Annotated in this window: 25 protein-coding genes; 6 read left to right on the top strand and 19 right to left on the bottom strand. The window is 45.1% G+C overall.

What is annotated here, in order from left to right; translation table 11 throughout:
- Positions 1 to 8 precede the first annotated feature (8 nt).
- Positions 9 to 1,028: an ornithine carbamoyltransferase gene (gene argF / locus A5870_RS01130; protein ID WP_081119247.1), complete on the bottom strand. Its 1,020-nt coding sequence runs from the start codon at positions 1,026 to 1,028 to the stop codon at positions 9 to 11.
- Positions 1,029 to 1,047: 19 nt separating this feature from the next.
- Entirely contained in the window at positions 1,048 to 2,271 is a 1,224-nt protein-coding gene (gene arcA / locus A5870_RS01125) for an arginine deiminase (protein ID WP_086291565.1), read from the bottom strand.
- 391 nt (positions 2,272 to 2,662) lie between these two features.
- Between arcA and A5870_RS01120 the strand changes: the two genes are divergently transcribed.
- Entirely contained in the window at positions 2,663 to 4,468 is a 1,806-nt protein-coding gene (locus A5870_RS01120) for a M3 family oligoendopeptidase (protein ID WP_081119245.1), read from the top strand.
- 47 nt (positions 4,469 to 4,515) lie between these two features.
- Here A5870_RS01120 and A5870_RS01115 read toward each other — a convergent pair whose 3' ends face one another.
- From A5870_RS01115 to A5870_RS01100, 4 genes are all read right to left on the bottom strand, one after another.
- Entirely contained in the window at positions 4,516 to 4,983 is a 468-nt protein-coding gene (locus A5870_RS01115; RefSeq protein ID WP_086291564.1) for a TspO/MBR family protein, read from the bottom strand.
- 141 nt (positions 4,984 to 5,124) lie between these two features.
- Positions 5,125 to 5,958, bottom strand: coding sequence for a glycosyltransferase family 8 protein (locus tag A5870_RS01110; protein WP_005233315.1), 834 nt, complete (start codon positions 5,956 to 5,958; stop codon positions 5,125 to 5,127).
- Between the two features lie 224 nt (positions 5,959 to 6,182).
- Complete coding sequence (locus tag A5870_RS01105; protein WP_086291563.1) at positions 6,183 to 6,704, bottom strand: NADPH-dependent FMN reductase; 522 nt, start codon at positions 6,702 to 6,704, stop codon at positions 6,183 to 6,185.
- 36 nt (positions 6,705 to 6,740) lie between these two features.
- Positions 6,741 to 7,346: an NADPH-dependent FMN reductase gene (locus A5870_RS01100; RefSeq protein WP_086291562.1), complete on the bottom strand. Its 606-nt coding sequence runs from the start codon at positions 7,344 to 7,346 to the stop codon at positions 6,741 to 6,743.
- A 199-nt stretch (positions 7,347 to 7,545) separates the two neighbouring features.
- On the opposite strand from A5870_RS01100, the gene A5870_RS01095 reads away from it, so the two are divergent.
- On the top strand, positions 7,546 to 8,400 hold the full coding sequence (locus tag A5870_RS01095) for a MarR family transcriptional regulator (protein WP_086291561.1): 855 nt from the start codon (positions 7,546 to 7,548) through the stop codon (positions 8,398 to 8,400).
- A 59-nt stretch (positions 8,401 to 8,459) separates the two neighbouring features.
- A complete protein-coding gene (locus tag A5870_RS01090) occupies positions 8,460 to 10,211 on the top strand; it encodes an ABC transporter ATP-binding protein (protein ID WP_086291560.1) in 1,752 nt (583 codons plus the stop codon).
- A gap of 41 nt (positions 10,212 to 10,252) precedes the next feature.
- On the opposite strand, the gene A5870_RS01085 is transcribed toward A5870_RS01090, so the two are convergent.
- Positions 10,253 to 10,618 carry a hypothetical protein gene (locus A5870_RS01085; RefSeq protein ID WP_077452409.1) on the bottom strand — a complete coding sequence of 122 codons (366 nt, stop codon included), beginning with the start codon at positions 10,616 to 10,618 and terminating at the stop codon, positions 10,253 to 10,255.
- Positions 10,619 to 10,781: 163 nt separating this feature from the next.
- Between A5870_RS01085 and A5870_RS01080 the strand changes: the two genes are divergently transcribed.
- Together A5870_RS01080 and A5870_RS01075 are read left to right on the top strand one after the other, a co-directional pair.
- Positions 10,782 to 11,114 (top strand): helix-turn-helix domain-containing protein, encoded by a 333-nt coding sequence (locus tag A5870_RS01080; RefSeq protein ID WP_005230670.1) that lies wholly within the window; start codon positions 10,782 to 10,784, stop codon positions 11,112 to 11,114.
- A gap of 5 nt (positions 11,115 to 11,119) precedes the next feature.
- Positions 11,120 to 11,596 (top strand): ImmA/IrrE family metallo-endopeptidase, encoded by a 477-nt coding sequence (locus A5870_RS01075; protein ID WP_034858679.1) that lies wholly within the window; start codon positions 11,120 to 11,122, stop codon positions 11,594 to 11,596.
- A gap of 69 nt (positions 11,597 to 11,665) precedes the next feature.
- Here the strand turns inward: A5870_RS01075 and A5870_RS01070 are convergent, their stop codons facing one another.
- The 5 genes from A5870_RS01070 to A5870_RS01050 all read right to left on the bottom strand — a co-directional run bounded on the left by A5870_RS01070 (position 11,666) and on the right by A5870_RS01050 (position 15,897).
- A complete protein-coding gene (locus A5870_RS01070; protein WP_086291559.1) occupies positions 11,666 to 12,478 on the bottom strand; it encodes a metallophosphoesterase family protein in 813 nt (270 codons plus the stop codon).
- Positions 12,479 to 12,482: 4 nt separating this feature from the next.
- A complete protein-coding gene (gene phnE / locus A5870_RS01065; RefSeq protein WP_086291558.1) occupies positions 12,483 to 13,265 on the bottom strand; it encodes a phosphonate ABC transporter, permease protein PhnE in 783 nt (260 codons plus the stop codon).
- On the bottom strand, positions 13,262 to 14,041 hold the full coding sequence (gene phnE / locus A5870_RS01060; RefSeq protein WP_010748971.1) for a phosphonate ABC transporter, permease protein PhnE: 780 nt from the start codon (positions 14,039 to 14,041) through the stop codon (positions 13,262 to 13,264). The genes phnE (A5870_RS01065) and phnE (A5870_RS01060) overlap by 4 nt, the downstream gene beginning before the upstream one ends.
- Positions 14,013 to 14,804 (bottom strand): phosphonate ABC transporter ATP-binding protein, encoded by a 792-nt coding sequence (phnC, locus tag A5870_RS01055; protein WP_005230661.1) that lies wholly within the window; start codon positions 14,802 to 14,804, stop codon positions 14,013 to 14,015. Before phnC ends, phnE (A5870_RS01060) begins: the two co-directional genes overlap by 29 nt.
- A 160-nt stretch (positions 14,805 to 14,964) precedes the next feature.
- Positions 14,965 to 15,897 carry a phosphate/phosphite/phosphonate ABC transporter substrate-binding protein gene (locus tag A5870_RS01050; RefSeq protein ID WP_016620312.1) on the bottom strand — a complete coding sequence of 311 codons (933 nt, stop codon included), beginning with the start codon at positions 15,895 to 15,897 and terminating at the stop codon, positions 14,965 to 14,967.
- 196 nt (positions 15,898 to 16,093) lie between these two features.
- On the opposite strand from A5870_RS01050, the gene A5870_RS01045 reads away from it, so the two are divergent.
- Entirely contained in the window at positions 16,094 to 16,765 is a 672-nt protein-coding gene (locus tag A5870_RS01045) for a cyclic nucleotide-binding domain-containing protein (protein ID WP_005233292.1), read from the top strand.
- Between the two features lie 187 nt (positions 16,766 to 16,952).
- Here the strand turns inward: A5870_RS01045 and A5870_RS01040 are convergent, their stop codons facing one another.
- From A5870_RS01040 to A5870_RS01010, 7 genes are all read right to left on the bottom strand, one after another.
- The gene (locus A5870_RS01040) at positions 16,953 to 18,824 is read right to left on the bottom strand and encodes a beta-glucoside-specific PTS transporter subunit IIABC (RefSeq protein WP_086291557.1); all 1,872 of its coding nucleotides are present in this window, start codon (positions 18,822 to 18,824) and stop codon (positions 16,953 to 16,955) included.
- A gap of 138 nt (positions 18,825 to 18,962) precedes the next feature.
- On the bottom strand, positions 18,963 to 19,805 hold the full coding sequence (gene licT / locus A5870_RS01035; RefSeq protein WP_005233287.1) for a BglG family transcription antiterminator LicT: 843 nt from the start codon (positions 19,803 to 19,805) through the stop codon (positions 18,963 to 18,965).
- A gap of 278 nt (positions 19,806 to 20,083) precedes the next feature.
- Positions 20,084 to 20,989, bottom strand: a complete 906-nt coding sequence (rarD, locus tag A5870_RS01030) for an EamA family transporter RarD (RefSeq protein ID WP_005230654.1) — start codon at positions 20,987 to 20,989, stop codon at positions 20,084 to 20,086.
- Positions 20,990 to 21,145: 156 nt separating this feature from the next.
- Positions 21,146 to 22,582 carry an MDR family MFS transporter gene (locus A5870_RS01025; RefSeq protein ID WP_242595945.1) on the bottom strand — a complete coding sequence of 479 codons (1,437 nt, stop codon included), beginning with the start codon at positions 22,580 to 22,582 and terminating at the stop codon, positions 21,146 to 21,148.
- On the bottom strand, positions 22,579 to 23,019 hold the full coding sequence (locus tag A5870_RS01020) for a MarR family winged helix-turn-helix transcriptional regulator (RefSeq protein ID WP_005230651.1): 441 nt from the start codon (positions 23,017 to 23,019) through the stop codon (positions 22,579 to 22,581). Before A5870_RS01020 ends, A5870_RS01025 begins: the two co-directional genes overlap by 4 nt.
- Before the next feature lie 149 nt (positions 23,020 to 23,168).
- Entirely contained in the window at positions 23,169 to 24,155 is a 987-nt protein-coding gene (locus A5870_RS01015) for a tRNA dihydrouridine synthase (RefSeq protein WP_015510528.1), read from the bottom strand.
- A 146-nt stretch (positions 24,156 to 24,301) separates the two neighbouring features.
- On the bottom strand, positions 24,302 to 24,862 hold the full coding sequence (locus A5870_RS01010) for a TIGR00730 family Rossman fold protein (protein WP_170924049.1): 561 nt from the start codon (positions 24,860 to 24,862) through the stop codon (positions 24,302 to 24,304).
- Positions 24,863 to 24,895: the final 33 nt, after the last annotated feature.

Genomic DNA, 24,895 nt, shown 5'->3' with positions numbered 1-24,895 from the left:
GCTCCTTCTTACACTCTAGGAATAAATAGATCGCCTAAGGTTACTGCCATGATCGCTTTGATCGAGTGCATCCGGTTTTCAGCCTCTTCAAATTGACGACCCCAGTGACTACGGAAAATATCGTCTGTGATCTCCATTTCAGAAATGCCGAATTTTTCTTCGATCATTTTTCCATACGTCGTATTCGTATCATGGAACGCTGGCAAGCAATGAAGCACGATCAAGCCATCGTCTTGTTTTCCGGTAGCCATCACCATTTCGCGGTTGATCTGGTAATCTTTCAACAGCTTCACCCGCTCTTCGAACTGGTCTTCTTCCCCCATTGACACCCAAACATCGGTATACAAGACGTCTGCATCTTTAACACCTTTTTGGATATCGTCTGTTACCATCAACTGACTGCCAGATTCTTTAGCAAATTCGTTGGCATAATCTGTCACTTCTTGCGCTGGGAAAAGTTCTTTTGGTGCACAGATACGAACGTTGACCCCTAAAATCGCCCCCGTCACTAACAAACTATTCGCCATATTGTTCCGACCGTCACCCACATAAACTAGCGTAATGTTTTCCAAGGTACCGAAGTTTTCTTTGATGGTCATAAAGTCAGCGATCATTTGGGTTGGGTGCCATTCATCGGTTAAGCCATTCCAAACAGGAACACCGGAGAATTTGGCTAAATCTTCAACGACTTGTTGGCTGAACCCACGGAACTCAATGCCATCAAACATGCTGCCTAAAACTTTTGCTGTATCTTCGACGGATTCTTTTTTGCCTAGCTGAATATCATTCGCGCCTAAAAATTCTGGATGGGCACCAAGATCGATGGCAGCTGTCGTAAAGGCCGCCCGTGTCCGAGTCGATGTTTTTTCGAACAAAAGAGCAATGTTCTTGCCTTCCAAATAGCGATGAGAAATATTTTGTTTTTTCAACTGTTTCAAATAGATTGAAAAATCAATGAGGTATTCTAACTCGGCTTTCGTAAAATCTTTTTCTGCTAAAAAACTTCTTCCTTTAAATACTTGTTCCATCGATGATTCCTCCTCTGATTTAAATATCTTCTCTAACAAATGGCATGCTCATGCAACGAGGGCCGCCACGACCGCGAACCAATTCACTGCCGGAGATTTTGTGCAATTTGATGCCGGCTTCTGCCAACTTCTGATTGGTGATGGTATTGCGGTCATATACGACGACTTCGCCAGGTGCGATCGTTAAAGTATTCGAACCGTCATTCCACTGTTCCCGAGCCGCTGCAATCAAATCGCTGCCACCGCAACGAATCAATTCAACCGCATTCAGTTCTAGATAGCGACATAAAATATTTTCCAACGTGTCCTTTTCTTCTTTGATCGTCACCCCATCACCTGCTCGTGAGATTGAATAAACCGTCAGCTCTCCTTCGATTTCTGGATGGATAGTAAACTTGTCATGATCGACCATTGTAAATACCGTATCTAAATGCATGAATTTGCGCTCTTGACCAATGTCAAACGCTAGGACATATTCAAAGCTTGGCTCATTTTCGAATACTTTGCGGGCCAGCTGCTCAATCGAAGCGGCATCCGTTCGTTGCGAGATACCAATCGCCAACACATGTTTTGACAGAACCAATTCGTCGCCACCTTCGATGCGGGTTGGTTGGGCGCGATCATAAAGCATATGAGGCGGATTTTGCTGAAACATTGGATGATGAGCAAAAATATATTTGCCGTATAACGTTTCGCGCCGTCTTGTTTCTGAATACATGCGATTCAACGAAACGCCGTTTCCAATCGTCGCAAAAGGATCGCGCGTAAAATACAAATTCGGCATTGGATCGATCAGAAATGGGTATTGATCATCCACGGTCCCAGCGAGGCTCTGGGTGTTTGGCAGCTCCAGTTCATTTTTGGCTAAACCAGCCATGGTTTTGTCGATCAGTTCCCGATCATTGTCACAAGACAGAAAATAATCCGTGACTTCTTTGATGATCTCGGGACTTTGGATCGTTGTTTCCGCTAAATAATCCTTGAGAAATTGCTGTTTGATTTCTGGTGACGTGAGCGATTCAGCAGCTAAATCTTCTAGGTACAACACCTCCACATCATTTTGACGTAGGACTTCCGCAAACCGATCATGTTCTGCTCTGGCTTGTTCCAAAAAAGGAATATCATCAAATAGCAGGCGGTTCAAATGATCAGGAACAAGGTTCTCCAATTCCCGACCAGGGCGGTGAAGCATGACTTGCTTCAAGCGTCCAATCTCTGAAAAAACATGAATAGCATTTGGCATTTTTCTTCCTCCTTCTTCTGTTTACGCCTCTATGCTACCTAATTGTATACGCTTTCGTAGTGGTATATTTCGTGTTCTTTTCGCAAAGGATTTGGCATTATGCATGAAAAAGCGAATATCGCTCTTCAGACGTTTTTTTACTCGCTGTTTTTTTTCATATGTAATATTTATCCATCGTTTTTTTTCTAAGAATTTGATGAGGATGTAATAGTTTTTTTATTTTTGACGTTTTTCCGCCCTATCAATAGATCAAGGAGATATACATTCCATTTTTTGCTTTTGATATAGTTTCATCAAAAACCCTTATTTCATAAGGATTCTGATGGTTGCGACCAAATTTCGTTATGCTATACTTAATAAGATCGAAGGAAAAGAAAGGGGTTTGATAGGAATGACCTATTCAATCAATTGGGATCTAGAAACAATCTTTCCGGGAGGCAGCGATTCTGTTCAATTAAAAGAACGCATGAGCCAACTGGAAGAACAAATTGCAAATTACCGAACAACAGTCGATGCATGGTCGCCCAACAGCGAAGACGATGCAGCAAAATTAGGAGAGTTACTTGATTTATCCGCAACTATCAGTCAAGGATTTTCACAATGTGGTAGCTTTATCAATGCCTTGCTTTCAGCCAATGTCAATGACAGCAAAGCCAAAATCCTGACGGGTGACCTCTATGCAAAATTGCCAGCACTGCAAGCAGCACAAACCGTTTTTTCAAAAAAATTGACAGAAATTTCTGAGGATGATTGGACAGCACTAGTTAAAGCAGAAAACTTAGCATCTGTCGCTTTTCGTTTAAGCGAGATTCGCCGCGACGGCAAAGAATTGTTATCCGAGGCAGAAGAAACCATCATCAACACTTTAAATTTAGATGGCTTGAATGCTTGGAGCCAACATTACGATACAATCGTTGCCTCAATCGAAATTCCTTTCCAGCAAGAAGACGGCACGACGATCAAGTTGTCAGCTGGTCAAGCCTTCAATAAAATGATGGGCGATCCTGATCCGGAAGTTCGTGCGCGTTTATTCGATACTTGGGAAAAGACGTGGGCAGAAAAAGAAGACCTCTTTGCGGATACCTTGAACCACTTAGACGGTTTCCGCCTCTCTACCTTCAAACTTCACGGTGTCACTGATTACTTGAAGGAACCATTAGAATACAATCGTCTGCAAAAAGCGACATTGGATGCTATGTGGGGCACGATCCAAAAAAACAAACAGCCGATCGTTGATTTCTTGACCCGCAAAGCCCAGCTTTTCGGCAAAGAAAAAATGGAATGGCAAGACCAAGATGCGCCAATCATTCTTGGGGACATGGAAGAAAGAACCTACACCTTTGATGAAGCAGCTGACTTTATTTTGACCAACTTCCGTAAGTTCAGTCCGAAAATGGCTGACTTTGCCCAAGTCGCTTTTGAAAAAAGCTGGATCGAAGCAGAAGATCGTCCAGGCAAACGTCCTGGCGGCTATTGCACCAGCTTGCCAGAAACCAAAGAGTCACGTATTTTCATGACCTACAGCAATTCAGTCAACGAAGTAGCGACGCTCGCCCATGAGCTCGGTCACGCTTTTCACAGCAGCGTTCTTTGGGAGCTGCCGGAATTAAACCGCAACTATGCCATGAACGTTGCCGAAACAGCAAGTACCTTTGCTGAATTGATCGTTGCGGATGCAACCCTTAAAGAAGCAACAACAAAAGAAGAAAAAATCAATCTATTGGATGCCAAAATGCAAAATGCGATCGCGATGTTCATGAACATCCACGCACGCTTTATTTTTGAAAACAGCTTCTATCAAGCTCGTCAAAAAGGCTTGGTTTCAGCGGAACAAATCACGGAAATGATGACAGCGGCGCAAAAAGAAAGCTATGCCGATGGGTTAGCGACTTATCACCCACATTTCTGGGCAGCCAAATTGCACTTCTTTATTGACGATGTGCCGTTCTACAACTTCCCGTATACCTTTGGTTACCTCTTTAGTATGGGGATCTACGCGTATGCCAATGAAAAAGGGTCTAGTTTTGAAGAAGAATACATTGCTTTATTGCAAGATACTGCTTCAATGACCACCGAAGAATTGGCACAAAAACACCTTGGTGTCGATTTAACGAAACCAGACTTCTGGCAAGCAGGGATCGACATGGTCCTAAAAGATGTTGCCAGCTTTATGGAATTGACTGAAGACTATATCTAAAAGAAAAAACCCTCTTCCAACACGACGCTTGGAAGAGGGTTTTTCTATCAGGTATTCAATAAAGTTAAGCCGATCGTTAAGTAGCCTGCGTACAAACACCAAATCAAATAAGGAATAAACAAGTACATCGCTTTTTTGTCGATACGGGCAAAGAGGATCATACAGATAATCACTGATAACACTAACAAGACAATAATGATGGTTCCGGCCCAGTAAGCATTCCAGCCAAAGAAAACAATACTCCACAAGAAGTTTAATACTTGCTGAATCGCAAAAAAGATATAGGCATTTTTTTTAAGTGCTGGATTGACTTTGGCTACGATCAGTAGATACAACGCCGTTCCCATAAAAGCATACAAAATCGTCCAAACGATCCCAATGATCCCGCCAGGAGGGTCCAAAAAGGGTTTTTCCATTTGCGCATACGTTCCGGCAATGTCCCCTGCAAACAAACTCGAGATGATTCCTGTTGCTTCAATGCCGATCACACAGACCAGCCAAATTAAAAACTTCATGTTCTCCACTCCTTCTTTTTTTCATGACTCTCTCGTTTCATCGTACCATCGAATCGAAAAAAAGCAGAATAGAACGCTTAAAAAAAGAAACGCCCGTGTGGACGTTTCTTTCAAGGTAATTTTGATTATATTCAATGACAGCTACTTTGATTGTTCCTCTTCAAACTTCCGCCGTTCATTTTCTACATATTTGTATAACGAACCGTAGCGGCTGCGATAGCCTTTCTTCCATGGTTTCTCTTTGCCGCAAAAATGCAGCAAAACGGTATGTTCGATGACCCAATCCAAACTCCATTCCCCTAGGCTAATCGTCTCATACGTACGGTTTTTCCGTACATCATAGTTATAGAGCTGATCAGGAATCGCCAGCACCCGATCGCCATATAACCCATTCAAAATATCTTGATCCGGCAAAAAGAGGTTCAAATGATTTTTCTCAATGAAGGCTGCGATCTCTGTTTCTTTGACCTCTTGCCGTAGCTGGTGCACGTTCATCAGCAAAACACCTGAATTATAGTAGCCTTCCGACTCATAATTGCGCAAACGGACTTTATTGATGACTGTTGTCACTTCTGTCAGTTTAGAATGGCTGGCGGCGGCATACAGAAAATCCCCTAACGTCAGCTCATACAAGGGGCGCAAATCATTGATGCACAAAATATCCGCATCTAGATACAGGATTTTTTCCACCTGCTGCGGCAAGTAATTTTGTGCCAACAATCGATAGTAGATCGACTCTGGGTAGCGGTCACTAACTGGTGCCGTTTTAAAGATCGAACCAGAACCGATGATGACGGGATGATAGGTCATCGCCAATTTTTGACAAAAGACCTCTAGCTCTGCACCTTGTCTCAATTCTTTTTCTTGTAAAACATAGACATCGAAAGATGCTGCTGTCGTATGACGTTTGATTGAATATAACGTTGTTTTTAATTGTTCACTGAATCGATCATCAATCGCAAAAAGTAGATTCATGCTCTTGTTCACTCCTCTGTTACTGGTTGCGTGCTCGTTTTTGGAAAAATCGAACGCAGTTGCCCGCATCTTCTGCTCTTCTAGTATACCCGATTTTTAGTCATTCTTTCAGTGAAATAGCCTTTCCAGTGAAAACCATCCCTTGGAAACGCAAAAAAATGCTGCTCCATTCAATGAATGAAACAGCAAATGATCGATGATAAATGGTGACATCCTAAAACAGATCAGCGAATCGTGGCAAAAGCTTTTGACCACAACAACAATTCATCTAGCATATCATTGACACCCGCAGCCATGTGCTCACCGGGTTTGAAGGTACTGAAATTTTCAAAATCAGTAAATAAGTTGAAGGCTGGGTTGGTCCGCACGGTGGCAACTTTTTGTTCAGCTAATACGTTGCGCAATTGTTCAGCGGCCCGAATCCCACCGCCAGAACCGTAGCTGACGATCCCAGCAGCTTTATCAAACCATTCTTCCCGAGCAGAATCTACGGCATTTTTCAAGGAAGCTGCAAAACCGTGGTTGTATTCTTGCACGATGAAGATATAGCCATCTAACTCAGCGATTTTTTTGTTCCATGCCATATTTGGCTCAGCCGTTCCCATAAACGGTAAATCAAATGCCTTTACATCAACGATCTCAAACTGATGCTCTGACCGTTGAGTAGCAATTTCTTGAATATATGCTCCGACTTGCGGACTTACGCGTCCTTCTCTTGTACTGCCTAAAATAATACCAAATTTCATGATAGGTTCCTCCTAAGATTGTTTTCGTTTGTTTTTTTAACGATTGGCAAATGTGTCTGCCCAGTCCAATAATTCCGTCAACATGTCGTTCATTCCTGCAGTCATATGCTCGCCAGGGGTAAAGGTGGCAAAGTTTTCAAAATCAGTAAATAAGTTGAAAGCAGGATTGGTGCGCACCGTGGCTACTTTTTGTTCCGCCAAAATCAAGCGAACTTGCTCAGCGGCCCGAATCCCTCCTGCTGAACCATAGCTGACGATTGCTGCTGCTTTGTTGAACCATTCCTCGCGGGCGCTGTCCAACGCATTTTTCAAGGAAGCCGAGACCCCATGATTGTATTCTTGCACGATGAAGATGTAGCCATCTAATTCAGCGATTTTTTCGTTCCACGCTTGGTTCGCTTCGCCTGTACCCATAAAGGGTAAGTCGTAGTCTTTGATATCAATGATTTCAAACGAGCGGTCGTTATGTGCTCGTGCTGTTTGTAACACGTAATTGGCTACTTGCGGACTCACGCGGCCTTCTCTCGTACTGCCAACGATGATTCCGATTTTTTGCGCTTTTTTCTTTTCTGGGGTGCGATACACCTCTTTAATCACTTCTTTTTCAATTATTTGTTCTTTTTTCCCAAATCCAAAGACCATTCTTTTGTACTCCTTTTATTGTGTTTTCTTAAACGATGGACTCAGCATACCAAACTTACTTTTAGTAAGTCAATCCTTTTACTTACTTTTTGTTAGAAAAAAACAAACTATTTTCTCTTGACATTTGTTCGGCACCGAACTATAATCAATCCATCGATATCGTTAGGTACCGAACAATAATCTAAAAGGAGTGTTCTCAATGAGTACAATGACCGATCACTTAATGAAACAGCTTCGTTTTATCAGCGAAGCCAGCAATGCCTTTATGAGCCAAAACAACCAACGCCTTTCTGGACAGCAACGCGTCCTTGCCGTTTTAAACTTAGAAGATGGCTTGGTACAAAATTACCTCGCAGAAGTTTTAGATTTACGGCCAAGTTCCTTGGCAGAACTATTGAAGAAAATGGAAAACAGTGGGGATATCCAGCGCAAAGAAGATGCAGCCGACAAACGGATCAAACGAATCTACCTGACAGAAACTGGAAGAAAAAAAGCGGAAAAATTACTGGCACAAAAAGAAGCAGCCAGCAGTCAGTCGTTTTTTGCAGGGCTCTCAGAGGAGGAACAAACCGAATTTGCTCGTCTGCTTGAAAACATTGCCGCTGGGTGGGAGACGGACTTCCAACAGCAGGCACAACGCTTTATTGACCCAATGGATCGTTTGCAAGCCATGCAAGAGATTCGGGAAGAAATGATGAAGCAATGGGACGGAAATTGGCAGGAAATGTCGAATGAGGATCGTCGAAAAATGAGGCAACAAATGAAAGATACTTGGCAAGAAATGGGCGTTGATGAGCGACGCAAAATGAAAAAACAGATCAAGGAAGCCATGCGGCAAATGCCGTTTCCTGGACATCGCGGCATGGTTGGCAATCGACCATTTGAGCCGTTTGGGCCGTTTGGGCCGTTTGATAATAGCGAGGCGAATGATCCACGGTACACATGGGTAAAAGGCAACTTTTTTGATGCCTACGGGTTTGGACAAGACCGCAAAGCAAGACCGACTTCCGCTTCTAAAGACGAAGCAGCCGAGGAGGATTGGCAGGATTTCTAATAACACCTAGTTAAAAAGAAAAAGCGGTGAGCCATCTTGCTTGCTGCGGAGGAAAACGAATGGAAACAACGACACCAACAGTGAACAAAAACAAATTTAAAATGAAAGACTTTATCCACCTGATCGTCAGTGTCAATCCTAAGAAAGGCTTGTTTCTTTTAGGGATGCTCTTTAGCCTGATCACAAGTGCCGCCAGTTTGGTCGTGCCGCAGCTGACGAAAACGCTGGTCGATGCCAGCGGCACCCCCACGTTCAGCACCTCCATGCTGGTCGTTTTGATCCTAGCCTTTGTGCTGCAATTAGGTGTAGGGACTTTAGGCGGCTTTCTCTTGCGCTATGTGGGAGAAAGTGCTGTGAAAACGTTGCGGGAACGTCTTTGGAAACATCTGCTGCATTTGCCAGTCAGCTATTTTGATGACCACAAGTCGGGGGAAAGCAGTTCGCGACTCGTCAATGATACGTCAGTGATCAAAGAACTAGTCACCTCGCAATTTCCCAGCTTTGTCACTGGCTTGATCCAATTGGTCGGTTCGATGATCATCTTGTTTTTGATGGATTGGCAGATGGCTGCGATCATGTTCAGTGCGGTGCCTTTGATCACCTTGATCATGTGGCCAATCGGCAAGATCATGTCGAAACTAGGACGCCAGTTGCAAGCAGCGACCGCCGATTTCAATGCGGATGCCAGCGAAAAACTCTCAGAGATCCGTTTGATCAAAGCCAGCAACGGAGAAGCCAGTGAACAAGAAAACGGTCGGCGCAACATTGGGGCAATTTTTACCCTCGGGGTCAAGGATGCGAAAGTCAGTGCGATTTTGCAGCCAATCATGACGACGGCCATGCTGGGCTTACTCGTGGGAATCCTCGGTTATGGCGCGATCCGTGTGCAAGCCGGCACCTTGACGAGTGGCGCATTGATCGCTTTTCTACTGTATCTCTTTAATATTATTGCGCCTGTGACGACGTTTGCGATGTTCTTTTCGCAAGTTCAAAAAGCGATGGGTGCTACGGAACGGATCCAAGAAATTTTGGATACGCCGCTGGAGCCGATCCAGGCAGCACCCAAAGCCGCCATCGATGGCGCTGTCTTACGGGCAGAACAGATCGATTTCAGTTACGATCCCAAACGGCCGATTTTGCAAAACATTTCTTTTGAAGCCAAGCCCAACACCGTGATTGCTTTTGCGGGACCAAGCGGCGGTGGAAAATCCACGATTTTTGCTTTACTAGAACGCTTTTATGAACCCACCAGCGGGCTCTTGCTGATTGGTGAACAGCCGATAGCTGACATTGATCTGCAGGACTGGCGGTCACAGATCGGCTACGTTTCCCAGGACAGTGCGGTCTTTGCTGGTACGATTCGGGAAAACTTGCAATACGGATTGGGACGGACGCTGTCAGAGGAGGAATTGTGGCAAGGACTGGCATTGGCTTATGCCGATCAGTTCGTCCAAGAGTTCCCCGAAAAACTAGAAACACAAATCGGCGAACGCGGCGTCAAACTATCTGGCGGGCAAAAACAACGGATCGCCATCGCACGAGCATTCTTGCGAGACCCCAAGCTGCTGATGCTGGATGAAGCGACCGCCAGCCTAGATTCTCAGTCGGAAGAAAAGGTCCAGCGGGCGTTGGATCATTTGATGGAAGGGCGCACGACATTAGTGATTGCTCATCGCTTATCGACCATCGTGGATGCCGATCAAATTTACTTTATAGAAAAAGGTACCATTACCGGTCAAGGTACCCATGCAGAATTGATCAGCAATCACCCGCTTTATGCTGCCTACGTGAATGAACAAATGATCAATTAAAGAATAAAAACTGCTTATTGATGGATAAGCAGTTTTTTTTATTAGCCAACGGCTGAATGTTGCTTCTCTTCACGCGTCCCAGGCACTTGATTTACTCGCTGCCATTCTTTCAGCACCTGATTTTCTGCCCGCAAAAAATCCCGTTCGCTTTGGGCAGTAGCAAGCTTTCCTTGATAGACCAAGACTTCTTCTTGGTAGGTTTTGGCGGTCTTTTGGACTTCTTCTTCTAACTGGTCGATTTTATGGGTCAATTCTTGATTGATCTGTTCATATTTCAGGTAAAGCTTTTGGGCATTTTCGATATTCGTTTGTTCCAAATTCGCTTTGCTGGATACTCGGGTAGCCAAATAAGTAAGTACACCAGTAATGAGTGACGGCAAGACAACTGTTACGATCGATGTATCCATGATTCTCCCCCATTCTTTTTGATACGATTCATATCATCTGTTTCCAGTATAAAAGATACGATTCGTATCGTCAACTGATGTGATATTTTTTATATCAAATAATACAAAAATAGATACAAATTATATCCAACGTGCTATACTACAAAAAAGGAGGCGATCACTCATGCTTGGCGAACGGCTAAGAACACTCAGACTACGAACCAACCAAACCCAACAGCAGATCGCAGATCAGCTAGGGATCACCCGTGCAGCGTATTCGCATTTCGAAAATGATCGTAACGAACCCGATGGCGAGACCATCGTCAAACTCGCGGAGATTTTTCAAGTATCCACCGATTTTTTATTAGGCAGACAAGTCCCGGCAGGCTTTACTCCGCCCTCTGCAAAAGTTCAAACCGTTGCGGCCCATATTGATGATGACGTCACCGATGAGCAGATGGAAGACATCCTCAGCTATATTGAATTTATAAAACAGCGGCACGCCCAAAAGGAATGATGGAAATGGATAAAGTAGAAGAACTGATGGCCGCCTACCCAGACTTGCACTTTATTTTCGATAAAAATATGCCTGATGGTCAGCAAGGATTGTACATCGATCACCATATTTACTTGAACCCTGACCAATCACAAGAAGACCTCTTGAGCACCATCGGTGAAGAAATCGGTCATTATTTGACCAGTGCTGGCGACATTACCGCCCAAGACACCAACGAAAAGCGCAAACAAGAACGCAAAGCCCGCGACATTGGTTCTGCGATCGTGGTCACGCCCTATGATATCATCGCTTGTTTTGAAGAAGGCTGCAAAACATTGGCGGCATGCGCTGATTTTTTAGGGGTTCCCCCACAAACCTTCAAAGATGCGGTCACGTATTATGCTCGCCGCTTTGACGGTATCAAAACCGAAGAAAACTATACCTTGTTTTTCCATATCGACGGCACGATTGAAGTTGTCAAAACCTTTGGCAATCAAGGTTAAGCCTTTTTTACACAAAAACAGACGTTCCTTTTCTGCTGCTAAAGGCAGCGTTGACGGAACGTCTGTTTTTTATCCTTGCATGTTGACCCGCATCAATACACGGTTCGGTCGATAGTTTTCTGAGGATTGATGAACCAATGCACCTTCCTCGAAACGATACAAATTGTATCCATAGCGTTCTTCAAAACGGACCATCCCATCGCCTTCATCTTCCCCGACAAACGACATACTTGCCACAGTATAGTAAGGAATCCCTGCGATCGTTCCCGTAAACGCATGATGGGTATGTCCACTGAGAATACAAGAGATTTGATACTGCTGCAATAATGCCACCAAACGATTGGCACCGGCCCATGCCGGCGTGCTTGCTTGGTCGGGCAACAAATGATGGTGTGTCACAAAAACGATCTTTTTCTCTTTGAGCTGTGCCAGCGTGGCTTGCAGCCATTCAAACTGTCGCTCATCTACGATACCGTCGGCATAGCCATAGCAGGAATTATCGAAAGTCACGATCGCCAATGTCTCCGTTTCATAGACTTGATTAAAAGGTGTATCACTGGCGGTTTCTACTGACTTGCCTTGCCAGCCTTGGCGAAAATGCCGTTTGATATCATGATTACCTAGCGTTACCACGATCGGCACTGAGCCAAAGGCTTTTTCTAAATATTGCTTCAAAGAGGCATAATCGGCAGGCGCGCCATCTTCGGTCAAATCGCCACTGATCACCACCAAATCGATCGCCCCTCGCGCCTTGGCATCCTGGATACACTCTTCCAGAGGAATCAAGGGATTTTGCATGGCTGCCAGCATTCCTTGATACCCTTCTTCACAAGGCAGGTAACTTTCTCGAAAATGGATATCTGATATATGCAATACATTCATAGGTTTATCTCAATTTCTTTCTGATGATTCCAGTCAACTGGTCTAATAAGAAGACGGTCACAACGACGCCCAACAAAATAATACTTACCTTGCTCCAGGTTCTGGTTTGAATAGCAAAAATCAATGGTGCACCGATCCCGCCAGCACCGACTAATCCTAATGTTGCCGCACTGCGGACCGCAATTTCAAAATGATTCAATGCAAAGGAACTATAGATGGGTGCTAAGTAAGGGACCCGCACGAAAAACATCGTCTGCCAAAAGTTGGCACCAACTGCTTGCATCTCTTCCGTCAAGCGCTCATCCATGGCTTCCATTTCTTCGGTGAACAACTTGCCCAGCATACCGATCTGGTGGACACCGATCGCCATAACCCCAGCGAAAGGTCCCGGACCTACCACACGGACAAAAATAATCGCATAAACTAGCTCTGGAAATGCCCGCAAGATATTGCAGATCATTTTGCCGATTTTTGCGACCCATGGTGTCGAGGTCCATAGGTTGGCGGCACTCAGCAAGGTCACTGGAATCGCACAGACTGTTGCGATCATCGTTCCTAGACAAGCGATGCCGATCGTCAGTAACAATAAGCTCCACAGATCCTCCCCGCTACCGTCGTAAAAGAAAGACCAGTCTGGCTGACTCAACCCTTGAAGGACATCTCTTCCCATCGCTAAGGAAAAAGTACTCAATCCGGAATAATCCAGCGTCGCTGCGGATAATACCAGTAAGATAGCAAAGAGTCCCCATAATAGCCAAGTCGTTTTCTTCACTTCTCTGATCATCATAGGAATGACCTCCTTACCCGCTCACTGAGAAAATCAACGATCGCTACCGTTAGCAAAATCGTCAAGATAATGATTGAGACCCGTTCATAATTCAATAATGCCAATGAGGCGTTCAGGATGACCCCGATCCCGCCGGCACCAACATATCCTAACACCGTCGAAGCTCGAACATTGACTTCAAAGGCATAAAAAGTATAGCTGGCAAACTGGCTGATGACTTGAGGTATGATCGCCCAAACAGTCACTTGAAATTTATTTGCCCCTACCGCCGCTGCTGCTTCGATTGGCGCAAAATCAATGGTTTCGATCGCTTGGAACATCAGCTGTGAAACCATACCAAAGGTAAAGACCGCGATGGTCAAAACACCAGTGGCTTCACCGATCCCAAAAATCGCTACGAACAATGCCGCCAACAATAGGTTGGGAATCGTCCGCACCAGCCCTAAGAGAAAACGCATCGGCACAGAGACCCAACGGCTTTCTGTCACGACTGTCGTCGCCAACAGACTCACCGGTATTGCTGCGACTACTCCTAAAACGGTGCCTAAAAAGGACATCTGCAATGTCTTGATCAAGGGCATCATCAGTTGCGGTAAATAACTAAAATCCGGATGCAAAAACCGAGCCATGAAAGCCGTCATCTGGCTGCGATTCGACCACACTTGGGCAAAATCAGCCCCCGTGATCCAGGCACTGCTTTGAAAAAAGAGCAGCAATAAAAGAACCAGCAGCAGGTGTTTGTACCAATTAAAATGAACTGTTTCTTTCAGTTTCATCGATTTCTCCTGCCTTTTCTTCAAAAATTGCTTTGCCATAGATTTGTTCTAAACGCTGATCTGTCAAAGCGGCTGCGTTGCCGTCAAAAACGATCGCACCTGCTTTTAAGGCAATGATCCTTGTCGCATACTGACGAGCCAAGGGAATCGAATGCAGATTGATGACAATCGTTTTGCCCATTTCTTGATTGATCTTCTTCAGATCCTCCATCACTTTCTCTGTCGTGATGGGATCTAGTGATGCCACGGGTTCATCAGCTAAAATCACCGGCGCTTGTTGAACCAAGGCACGGGCGATGGATACTCGCTGCTGTTGCCCACCACTCAACTGGTCGCTTCTCGTTTGCAGTTTGTCTGACAAGCCGACAGTCGCTAGCGCTTCTTTCGTTCTTTCGTAGTCTTCTTTCGTAAACAACCCTAAAATACTTTTCCAGGTCCCGTAATACCCCAAACGCCCAGACAAAACATTTTTTTGAACGGTACTACGTTTGACCAAATTGAAGCTTTGGGAGATCAATCCGATTTGTCGGCGAATCAAGCGCAATTCTTTTTTATTGGCTTTCGTGACTGATTTGCCATCTACCCGAATATCTCCTTCAGTGATTGGCACTAAGCGATTGATCGAGCGCAAAAAGGTACTCTTACCAGCACCACTCAAACCAATGATTGCCACAAATTCTCCTTGTTCAATCGTTACATCTATGTTCTGTAATCCTTTGACCCCATTTGGGTAGACTTTGGATACATTCTCAAAAGTTATCATCTGTTTTCTCCATTATGTAGGGACCGCGGCAAAGTTTCCCCAATCGGTCACGGTCTATTTCACTAAAAAATGCACTGGTACTGCGTATTCCACCTATTCCCCTAGTAAATCGCTGCACATCTCCGTGTCCCGTTATCCTTCTATCGCAATCCCTGATTTTTTACTCTGCTGCTCGTTGTGTATAATCGCGAATGGTATCGTAAGCAGAATCAGCTGCTTCTTCATACCCTTGGTGTCCCCACAAGCTCATTGCTTCGGCGCCTTCTTCATCATCTGCCATGTTCAAGAACACTTCTTTAATCTGCTCTTTTAGTTCAGCATCCATCGTCGGTTGAACGGCAATGGCGTCATTCGGGATGTCCCCTTCGGTTAAGTAAAGAACTTTTAGATCTTCGAATAAATCGTTATCTGGGAAGCTTGACGCAAAGACATTCCGTGCCCCTTGAAACACAAAGGCGGCATCCATCTGACCATTCAAGACTGCAGTGATCTCACTTGGAATATCGTTCACCGTCGTTAATGTAGCATCCGTCGTTGGATCAACTCCTGCATCTTTCAACTCGGCAACTGGGTAAATATAGCCGCTGGCAGAGTTCGGACTCAATGTAGCGATTTTTTTCCCTTTTAAGTCCGTCAATTCTGTCATATCGCTATCCGCACGGACCAAGATCTCCCCTTTGAAGGTATTGGTTTTTTCCCCTTCTAATGGCAAGCCGGTCTCTGGATCATAGGCACCTAATTGAGAAGTCAAAATCGCTTCGGCTGCATCCATGTCTTTGGCTTGAACATAAGCGGCTGGCGGCATGATCCCTAAATCAACTTGTCCAGAAGCCATCGCTTCTACGATCGTCGAATAATCCGTTGCTAACGTTACTTCTACTTCACGGTCTAATTTTTTTGATAAATACTCAGCAAACGGTTTTGCTTTGGCTTGCATCGAGCCGTCATTATTGGTCGGTACGAATTGTACCACCAGCTTTTCTTTTTCGGCTGCGGCACTGCTGTCGCTGCTGCTGCTCCCATTCCCACAGCCGGTCAATGCTGCAACTAACGCAATTCCTAACATTCCTTTAACAATTCGTTTCAATGGCATTTTTTCTCCTCCTAATGGTTTGAAGCTTTCTTACATTCAAATCATACCAAGTATCCCTTCAAAATGAAGTGACACATGTCCTATTTTACCTTATTTTTACATACAATTTACATTAGATTTTATTTATCGTTCGTGTTGAGTCAAAAGGGGAACTAAGCTATACTTAAAGAAAACCATTCAGGAGTGGCTGATTTCCATGAAAAAAATCGATGATACCGCACGCCTCAGTAATTACATTGACACATACGATCTGCAATCTTATATGGACAATGATTTGTTAGCGATGGCCACTTTGCATTCCTTTGAAAAAGAAGAGCACCTGATTCGAACGGGCACGCCTTCTGAATACTTGTATTTTCTCGTAGAAGGAACCGTGATGGTCTATTCCTTCTCTTCGGATACCCAAACGATTTGTATTGATTACGCCAAGCCGGCTGCACCTTTAGGGGAAGCTTCCTCTTTATGGGAACTCTTGCCGAAAAGCAGTGTCAAAGCCGCTTCTGCTTGCGTCTGCGTCTGCATCCCTTTGAATCGCTACCGCAGCACCTTGCAACAAGACGTCCGCTTTTTGCAAACCATCTGTCAGTTGCTCAGTTCCCGCTTGAATTCGGGGATCAACTTAGCGAATTCATTGACGGAACCTGTAGAGACACGGTTGGCCAAATTTATTCTTGCCCATCAAGAAAATCAACACTTCTCCTTTCAGTTGACCACCTGTGCCGCAATCTTGAATGTCAGCTATCGCCACCTGCTGCGAACCTTTACCAGCTTTCGAGAAGACAAGCTGATCGAAAAACAAAAACAGGGCTATGCGATTCTCGATTTCCCCGCTTTAGAGTCGCTTGCCGAAAATTTAAGCCATGTGTAGGGAGCAGTCCCCAAGAATGTTCGGGTTTTCCCTGAGTAGGCATTCCTGATGTTGGTCTTGCCCTTAACTAGCGCTGTGACAAGCGTTTGCTACCATGTCAGGCAAGCGAGAAGGGCAACTGCGCCTTATTTTCTTACAAAAAACCCGATCCTTGCTGATATTCAGTCGAGGATCGGGTTTCTTTTGCTTATTTTACGATGGCTAAGAAGTCTTCTCCTTGCAAGACATCGGTTTGATTCATATCCATCACATCTAAATATTGCGGGGTATTCGTCACAACGATTGGTGTGATCGTGGATAAGCCGGCTGCTTTGATCGTATCTAGATCAAACTTCACCAACAAATCACCGCGTTTGACTTGATCGTCTTGTTTAATAAAGACCTCAAAGCCTTTGCCATCTAGTTCCACGGTATCCATACCAATATGCATCAAGACTTCTGCTCCATCCGTGGTGGTCAAACCAACGGCATGGCCGGTAGGAAAGAGCGTCGTGATGGTGCCATCTGCCGGCGCATACAAAGCCCCGATGGTCGGTTCGATGGCGATGCCTTTTCCTAATGCACCAGAAGAAAAGACTTGGTCTTTGACTTCTGCTAAGGGAACCACTTTGCCTTCTAACGGACTGCTGAGGATCACACGTTCTTTAGACGAACTATCTGTGGGTGTAACTGGCTCTTTTGCCGGTGCTGCACTGGCATCGGTTGTTGGCTGATCTTCAAAACGTAAGAAGAAGGTCAAGACAAACGCGGCGCCAAAAGCGATAGCCGTTCCGATTGAAGCTGCGATCAGACCACTTAGATCTTTCGTATCTTGTGGGATAAAGGACGGCAGACTTAGCAAGCTGACTAACCCAAAGGTATAGTTTTCGACTTGGCTGAAGCCAATGAAGGCACCACCGATGGCACCACTGATACACGCGGCAATAAATGGTTTTTTCAATGGCAAGGTCACCCCATACACCGTCGGTTCTGTGATCCCAAAAATTGAGGTGATCGTTGAAGAAAGGGCCAACCCTTTCAATTTCACATTTTTTGTCATAAAGAATACTGCTAGCGCTGCACCCCCTTGAGAAAGGACAGCTGGCAACAGCATCGGCACCATCGTATCGACACCGGTTTGGCTGAGATTCAACATCATGATCGGTACAAAGCCCCAGTGCATGCCAAACATCACAAAGACTTGCCATAAACCACCCATGACAGCCCCGGCGATCAGTGGGCTAAAGTGGTAAATGCTGTCGTAAGCACTACCTAACAAGTTTCCTAAAATCGTTCCTAGTGGACCGACGACAATAAAAGTCAATGGCGCCATGATCAAGAAGACCGCTAAAGGTACACAGATGATCTGTAAGAAGCTAGGAATGACTTTTTTAAAGAAACGCTCCACATAGCTTTGTAAAAAGACCGCTAAAATAATCGGAATGACGGAAGACGTATAAGCACTCGCACCAATAATGACCGGTAAGCCTAGGAAACTCAACGTTTGTCCAGCCAAAGCGGTAATATTTGGATGAACCAATGCCATCGCTAAGGAAACCGCTAGAAATTCATTGGTACGAAACTTCTTCGCTGCAGTAAAAGCCAACATCACTGGTAAATAGGTAAATAACCCATCGGCAATCGCATACAATACAGTGTAAACCCCAGAATCAGCTGCCAGCCAATTCAAGGTGACTGCCAGCGTTAAAAATCCTTTTAAGACACCGGCACCTGCCATTGCGCCTAAAAACGGCGTGAAGATCGACGAAATAATATCCACCAGTTGATTCAACAGGTTGCCTTTGTCGCCTTTGCTGTCTGCTTCGCCATCGAAGTTCGCTACTCCATTCAATTCACGATAAACGTCGCTGACATGACTGCCGATCACCACTTGGTATTGTCCGCCGCTTTGAACGACTTGGATCACGTCGTCGTCTTGATTCAAGCGTGCCGTATCCGCTTTGTTCTCATCTTTTAATTTGAAACGCAAGCGGGTCGCACAATGCACCACGCTGTTGACATTTTCTTTGCCGCCCACCGCATCGAGGACGCGAACGGCAATTTCTTTATTTGAACTCATTTTTTCAACACTCCTTTTTTTAATAAAAAAACCCAGATTGAAAAAACGACCGTCTAACGAGTTTTTTCCTCGCTGACTGTTGTCTTTTCAATCTGGGTATTGCCTGCCTGACAGTAACAATCCGTTAATGATTGAATGTTAATTGGTTTGATCATTGACGACACGTTCGATATGGATCGTTAAGTAGATCATTTCTGATTCACCGATCGATTTGTCGTAGGTTTTGATCAAATATTCGTTGATCCGTTGGACCGTTTGAAACGCTTTAGGGTACTTCGATTGCACAAGGGCAAATAAAAATTCATCTTTTTCCCCCGAAAGTTCATCGCTTAAATAGCGCTGCGCAAAATACTGCAAATGCGTGGTGATCCGTTGATAATTCAAGGAATCTGGGTTAAAGACTCGTCCATAAAAGCGACTGATGATCGCCAGTACGTCACGTACGATCTCTACCGCTTGCATCGTGGTTTCCATCGTACCATTGGCTTGTTCGCTATTGACGATATGAAAGGCGATAAAGCCAATTTCCGATTCCGGCAATGAAATCCCGAAGACTTTTTCAAAATAAGCAACGGCATCTGCTGCAACCGCATACTCTTTCGGATAAAATTTGCGGGTCTCAAACAACAATGGATTCGGCAGCTCAATGCCTTCACGTGCCCGAACCAGCGCATAATGGATATGATCGGTCAGTGTCAAATAAATATTTGGCGACAGCTCGATCCCCAAGGATGCTTCCGCATCATCCACCACCTGCTTGACGGCTTCGACTTCTTCCACAGGAATGTCTGAAAACAATTGCTGAAACTGATTTGCGGTAAAGGTATCCTTTAACACAAATTCTTTTTCGACAAAGGCTTCATCCACTGGATCGCCGACCTTCTTCTTAAACGCAATGCCACGACCCATATAGATCACTTCCTGACCGGCATCATTGGTCGAGATGACGACATTATTATTTAAAATTTTCCCAATAACCATCGTTTTCCCTCACTCCAAAATAAAAAAACCTAGAATCTCCCCATTAGCGCGCTACGGTCAATTCTGGTTTTGCCTGCCGAACAGTAACAATCCTTGTAACTGAAAGAATAATAACACACCCCTGTGGCAGATGCAACCCTTTTCAATCAGAATTTCTGCAACGTGCTTTTCCTTTGTTATACCATTGAACAATTCTCCTTGCAACATCCTTCACTATCTAAATTGAGTTGTTTTTTAATCAAAAAAGGAACGGCCCAGTTGCAGCCATTCCTAATCTATCAGAGTTGCTTTCTTTGCTGTCCCATGCGCCGCTCTTTCATCGCCGTGCCTAACGTACCATAGGTGAAGACCGCGATCCCCAGCCAAATAAACGCAAAGGCGGAAAATTGGGCCAGTGAATAGGTTTCGTGAAACAAAAAGATGGCCAACAAAAGCATGATCGTCGGATTGACGTATTGAATAAACCCAAGCGTAATGTAAGAAACATTTTTCGCGGCTTCCGCAAACAGCAACAGCGGAATAGCCGTCACGATCCCGGCACCCATCAATAAGAGATTGGTTTGCAAGGGATAATTCATAAAGCCGACGGTTGAAAATCCTAAAATATACACGAGCGCAAAGGGGAAAATCACCATCGTTTCGATCGTTAACCCAGTAACCGAACTAATGGGGATCCTTTTTTTGATCAAGCCATACGTACTAAAGGAAAAGGCCATGATCAGTGAGGCATAAGGAATCGTTCCTGTTTGGATCGATAATAAGATTACCCCGATACTTGCCAGCAGACACGCCAGCATGCCAGTACGACTAAGACGTTCCTTCAAAAAAACGGTTGCTAACAAGACATTGACTAGCGGATTGATGTAATAGCCTAAGCTGGCTTGCATCACGTGGCCCGCACTCACCGCGAAGATAAAAGTGAACCAGTTGATGGAGATCAGCACAGACGCTAAAACGATCAGTCCAGCAAATGCTTTGTTCTTCCACAGCAGACGCGCTTCTTGTAAAAATTGCGTTTTCTTCCCAGAAAGCACGATAAACAACACCATAAAAACAAAGGACCACACGATTCGGTAGCACATCGTGGCTAACGGGGAAACCCCAACGATTATTTTCCAATATAGTGTGACCAAGCCCCACAAGACATAGGCAGACAACCCAAAATAAACGCCTTTATTCTTCATTTTCTCCCTGATTTTTTTCCATGAAAGCAAGTCTTTCCTGAAAAAAAATACTCCTCCTAAACCATAAGTTATCTTATTATATCGAATTTTTTGGTTTTTCATAGAGTTTCATGAAATAAATCAAGAAAAGCACCCTTCAAAGAAAGGTGCCCCTCTTTATTCCAGTGGTTCTTCTGCCCCTTCTAGCCACACGGCTTCTGGCTTCTGATCACGAATCAAAAATAGCCCCGTTGCAAACAGCAGACCAGAAGCGATCGTCATCAATAAGAAAGAAACATTCATCCCATGAAGCAGTGCACTCGTCCCCGTTAAGGTCGTGCTTTTTTGCGCCACACTATTCATGATCCCGACAAATAATGCTGTCCCGATGGCGCCTGCCACCGTTCGCAAAGAAGTCAATAACGCTGTTCCATGCGCCGTCAGCTGCGGCGGAATATTTTTATTTCCCCACGTCACAAAGGGCATCAACAAACAGCCGGTGGCGGCACAGCGCAGCATGTTCAAAACCACTGCTACCCAAATACCCGTGTGCATATGGATGAAATACATGCCGATGTTGCTCAAGACCAGTGAGCCGCCGCCAAAAAGCGTCAACAGACGGATGCCGACTTTGTCATAGATTCGCCCAGCCACGGGACTTAAAAAAGCCGAGACCAGAGAACCTGGCAAAACGACTAACCCTGAGATCGTCGCTGATTTGCCTAAAATCGACTGCACGTAAAGCGGCATCAGCATCGCCGAACCCATCAAGACCAAGTAAAGCATGATACTGCCAAAGACACTGATGGCATATTCTTTTGTTTTCAAGACCCGCAGATCCAAAAATGGGGTTTCCGCTCTTAACTGACGGAAGACAAAGAAGACCCCTGCTACCAAACCGATCCCTAAGGTTCCTAAAACCGGCAAGCTGAAAAAGCCATAGCTGCCGATATTGCCAAAGCCTAAAGTGATCCCACCAAAAGCGAAGGCACTCAAAACAAAAGAGGTCTGATCAAATTTGCTGTTGCTTACTGGCAACACATCATAAAAAACCTTTATGGCCCAAATCAATGAGATCAAAACAATCACGGCAACGATATAAAAAATTGCATGCCAGTTCAACCGGTCCACGATCAGCCCAGCAAGAGTCGGTGCGATCACGGGTGCCGCGGTAATTGAGAGTCCATACCAGCCCATCACCACACCGATGCGATTGATCGGATAGATCGATAAGAGGATCACTTGCGCCATTGCGGTCAAGATTCCATTGCCTACGGCCTGCAAAATACGCGCAAGCATCATGACTAGAAAATTGGGCGCTGCAGCACAAAGCAGCAAACCCACCAACGCAATTCCTAAGGCAGCGAGATACAGCTTTTTGGTTGGTACACGATTCATAAGATATGCCGTCAAGGGCATAACGATCGCCATCGCCAAGGAATAACCGCTAGTCAGCCATTGTCCCGTAGTCACAGAAATCTGCAGGTCAGTGACAATGGCGGGTAAAGCCGTCGTCAAGGCGGTCGCTAACATGGATACGGCAATACATGTAATCATTAAATTAATAAAAATCAGCGTCCGCTGACGTTCCGTTCGTTGGACTGTTTCACTCAATCAACGTCCGCCTCCTTCTCAAGATAAAACTGTTCGATTTTTGCTAAGGCTTGACCAAAGGCTTGTTTTTCTTCTGCCGTCAAATAGGTCAGCATTTCTTGGTGCGCCTTGCTACGTTTTTCTTTCATTCGCTGTGCCTCTTCCTTGCCTGCTTCTGTCAGCGAAATCAAATGGCTGCGTTTATCTTTCGGATCGACTTCTTTTTGGATCAGCCCTTTTTCAGCCAGTTTCTTTAGTAGTTCGCCAGTGGATGTCGAACGAATCGCTAAATACGCGGCGAGATCTTTTTGAGTCAACGTCCCTTTTTCGTCCAATACCAGTAGGCAATTGAACTGTCCCCGACCTGGCATAAAGCGCCCATATTTTTGTTCCGCATACCGCCGATTTAATTTATACACTTCAAACAATCGTTCCACGATTTCTTGTTCGGAAACCATCGACCTTCAGCTCCTTTCGCCTCTTCACTATTTAGATAGGTACCTAGTTAAAAGTCCGCTCTCCATTTTACATAGGTACCTATCTATTGTCAAGGAAGGATTGACAATAGAGCGGGTACAGCAACCAAAAACAAAAAAAGCATTGAAACTTACGCTTCAATACTTTCCTCGTGGTTCTTTTTCTCCGCAAACTCTGCCAGCAGTTGTCGAACTTCATCGGTTGATTTGGTATTCATCAATTTTGCCCGCAAATCACTGGCTCCAGGGAAGCCTTTGACATAGATTTTAAAGAAACGATGCAATCCTGCGATCGAGCGTGGCACCATTTTGGCGTAATGGTCCTGCAAGTCTAATTGCAGCTGCAGCAAGCCTAATAGCTCTTCTGAGGTATGCTCTTTCGGTTCTTTTTCAAAGGCATAGGGATTCTTGAAAATGCCCCGACCGATCATGATTCCGTCCACGCCATATTTTTCTGCTAGCTCTAAACCTTTGGTACGATCAGGGATATCGCCGTTGATCGTCAGCTTCGTTTGTGGGGCGATTCTATCCCGCAAGGCAACCACTTCAGGAATCAATTCCCAATGGGCATCGACCTTGCTCATTTCTTTGCGGGTTCGCAAATGGATCGAAAGGTTGGCGATATCTTGTTGCAGGACATGGGTCAGCCAGGCTTCCATTTCCCCTAGTTCGGTATAGCCCAAACGCGTCTTGACACTGACCGGCAGACCGCCAGCTTTGGCTGCTTGGATCAGCTCAGCAGCAACGTCTGGTCGCAAGATCAAGCCGCTGCCTTTGCCTCGTCCGGCAACGTTTGGCACTGGACAGCCCATATTTAAGTCAATCCCTTTAAAGCCCATCTCGGCTAATCCGATACTCATCTCACGGAAATACTCTGGCTTATCTCCCCAAATGTGTGCCACCATCGGCTGCTCATCTTCGGTGAAGACTAAACGTCCCCGCACACTGTCGCGTCCTTCTGGATGGCAGTAACTATCGGAGTTGGTAAATTCCGTAAAGAAAACATCTGGTGCGCCGGCAGCTTGAACGACATGCCGAAAAACGACATCGGTGACATCTTCCATTGGTGCTAGAATAAAAAAAGGCTTCGGCAATTCAGCCCAAAAATTTGTTGTCATGATTTACGCTCCATTTCTTTGTCCAAGGATCTTATTTTATGACCCCACTTGCAAAACAAACCCCATTATACTAAGAATGCGTCAAAGAAGCAAAAGAGCAAGACGACACCCGCCGGTGCTTCGCCTTGCTCTTTTGCAACAGACGCTTAATACTGCCGAATAACTGGCGGTTCGTAGGCTTGAATAAAGGCTTCAAGTTCATTCGTTGTTTGCGCAAAGCCGATTTTTTCGCGATCGGCCTGCGTCAAGAACTCATTTTCCACCATGTTGTCATATAAGGCTCTCGTTGCGTGGTAAAAGTTGTTCACATCATAAAAAGCACAAGGATTCGGGTTTTGACCGATTCTTGACCACGAGATCATCTCCGTGATTTCTTCCAGCGTACCCGGACCACCTGGCAGTGCGACAAAGGCCTGCGACAATTCGAACATTTTTCGTTTTCTTTCTGACATCGTCTCGACGACATAGAGTTCGGTCAATCCAGGATGTGCTAGTTCCCGATCTTTTAAAAAGGTTGGGATCACCCCGATCACCTGACCGCCATTTTCTAAGACAGCATCTGCCAGCACGCCCATCAAGCCGGCTTTTCCGCTGCCATAAACTAGCGTATTTTTTCGTGAAGCGATCCACTGCCCCAATTCTTGGGCGGCTGTTGCAAAACTAGGTTCATTACCGACACTGGCACCACAATAGACTGCAATTTTCATAAAACTCTCCATCATCCTTCTCAATCATTTTGA

The organism is Enterococcus sp. 2G9_DIV0600 (genome assembly GCF_002140615.1).
Lineage (GTDB): Bacteria > Bacillota > Bacilli > Lactobacillales > Enterococcaceae > Enterococcus_D > Enterococcus_D innesii.
This window is presented reverse-complemented; position numbering and strand designations above follow the sequence as displayed.

Excerpts from the sequence above, each read along its gene's own strand:
- A5870_RS01075 (WP_034858679.1), top strand. The coding sequence starts at position 11,120 with ATGGATAAAGTAGAAGAACTGATGGCCGCCTACCCAGACTTGCACTTT.
- A5870_RS01040 (WP_086291557.1), bottom strand. The coding sequence starts at position 18,824 with ATGAGTTCAAATAAAGAAATTGCCGTTCGCGTCCTCGATGCGGTGGGC.
- A5870_RS01090 (WP_086291560.1), top strand. The coding sequence starts at position 8,460 with ATGGAAACAACGACACCAACAGTGAACAAAAACAAATTTAAAATGAAA.
- A5870_RS01105 (WP_086291563.1), bottom strand. The coding sequence starts at position 6,704 with ATGAAATTTGGTATTATTTTAGGCAGTACAAGAGAAGGACGCGTAAGT.
- A5870_RS01095 (WP_086291561.1), top strand. The coding sequence starts at position 7,546 with ATGAGTACAATGACCGATCACTTAATGAAACAGCTTCGTTTTATCAGC.
- A5870_RS01085 (WP_077452409.1), bottom strand. The coding sequence starts at position 10,618 with ATGGATACATCGATCGTAACAGTTGTCTTGCCGTCACTCATTACTGGT.
- phnE (WP_010748971.1), bottom strand. The coding sequence starts at position 14,041 with ATGAAACTGAAAGAAACAGTTCATTTTAATTGGTACAAACACCTGCTG.
- licT (WP_005233287.1), bottom strand. The coding sequence starts at position 19,805 with ATGGTTATTGGGAAAATTTTAAATAATAATGTCGTCATCTCGACCAAT.
- A5870_RS01010 (WP_170924049.1), bottom strand. The coding sequence starts at position 24,862 with ATGAAAATTGCAGTCTATTGTGGTGCCAGTGTCGGTAATGAACCTAGT.
- A5870_RS01080 (WP_005230670.1), top strand. The coding sequence starts at position 10,782 with ATGCTTGGCGAACGGCTAAGAACACTCAGACTACGAACCAACCAAACC.
- A5870_RS01115 (WP_086291564.1), bottom strand. The coding sequence starts at position 4,983 with ATGAAGTTTTTAATTTGGCTGGTCTGTGTGATCGGCATTGAAGCAACA.
- A5870_RS01020 (WP_005230651.1), bottom strand. The coding sequence starts at position 23,019 with ATGGTTTCCGAACAAGAAATCGTGGAACGATTGTTTGAAGTGTATAAA.
- arcA (WP_086291565.1), bottom strand. The coding sequence starts at position 2,271 with ATGCCAAATGCTATTCATGTTTTTTCAGAGATTGGACGCTTGAAGCAA.
- phnC (WP_005230661.1), bottom strand. The coding sequence starts at position 14,804 with ATGATAACTTTTGAGAATGTATCCAAAGTCTACCCAAATGGGGTCAAA.
- A5870_RS01015 (WP_015510528.1), bottom strand. The coding sequence starts at position 24,155 with ATGACAACAAATTTTTGGGCTGAATTGCCGAAGCCTTTTTTTATTCTA.
- phnE (WP_086291558.1), bottom strand. The coding sequence starts at position 13,265 with ATGATGATCAGAGAAGTGAAGAAAACGACTTGGCTATTATGGGGACTC.
- A5870_RS01110 (WP_005233315.1), bottom strand. The coding sequence starts at position 5,958 with ATGAATCTACTTTTTGCGATTGATGATCGATTCAGTGAACAATTAAAA.
- A5870_RS01070 (WP_086291559.1), bottom strand. The coding sequence starts at position 12,478 with ATGAATGTATTGCATATATCAGATATCCATTTTCGAGAAAGTTACCTG.
- rarD (WP_005230654.1), bottom strand. The coding sequence starts at position 20,989 with ATGAAGAATAAAGGCGTTTATTTTGGGTTGTCTGCCTATGTCTTGTGG.
- A5870_RS01045 (WP_005233292.1), top strand. The coding sequence starts at position 16,094 with ATGAAAAAAATCGATGATACCGCACGCCTCAGTAATTACATTGACACA.
- A5870_RS01050 (WP_016620312.1), bottom strand. The coding sequence starts at position 15,897 with ATGCCATTGAAACGAATTGTTAAAGGAATGTTAGGAATTGCGTTAGTT.
- A5870_RS01120 (WP_081119245.1), top strand. The coding sequence starts at position 2,663 with ATGACCTATTCAATCAATTGGGATCTAGAAACAATCTTTCCGGGAGGC.
- argF (WP_081119247.1), bottom strand. The coding sequence starts at position 1,028 with ATGGAACAAGTATTTAAAGGAAGAAGTTTTTTAGCAGAAAAAGATTTT.
- A5870_RS01100 (WP_086291562.1), bottom strand. The coding sequence starts at position 7,346 with ATGGTCTTTGGATTTGGGAAAAAAGAACAAATAATTGAAAAAGAAGTG.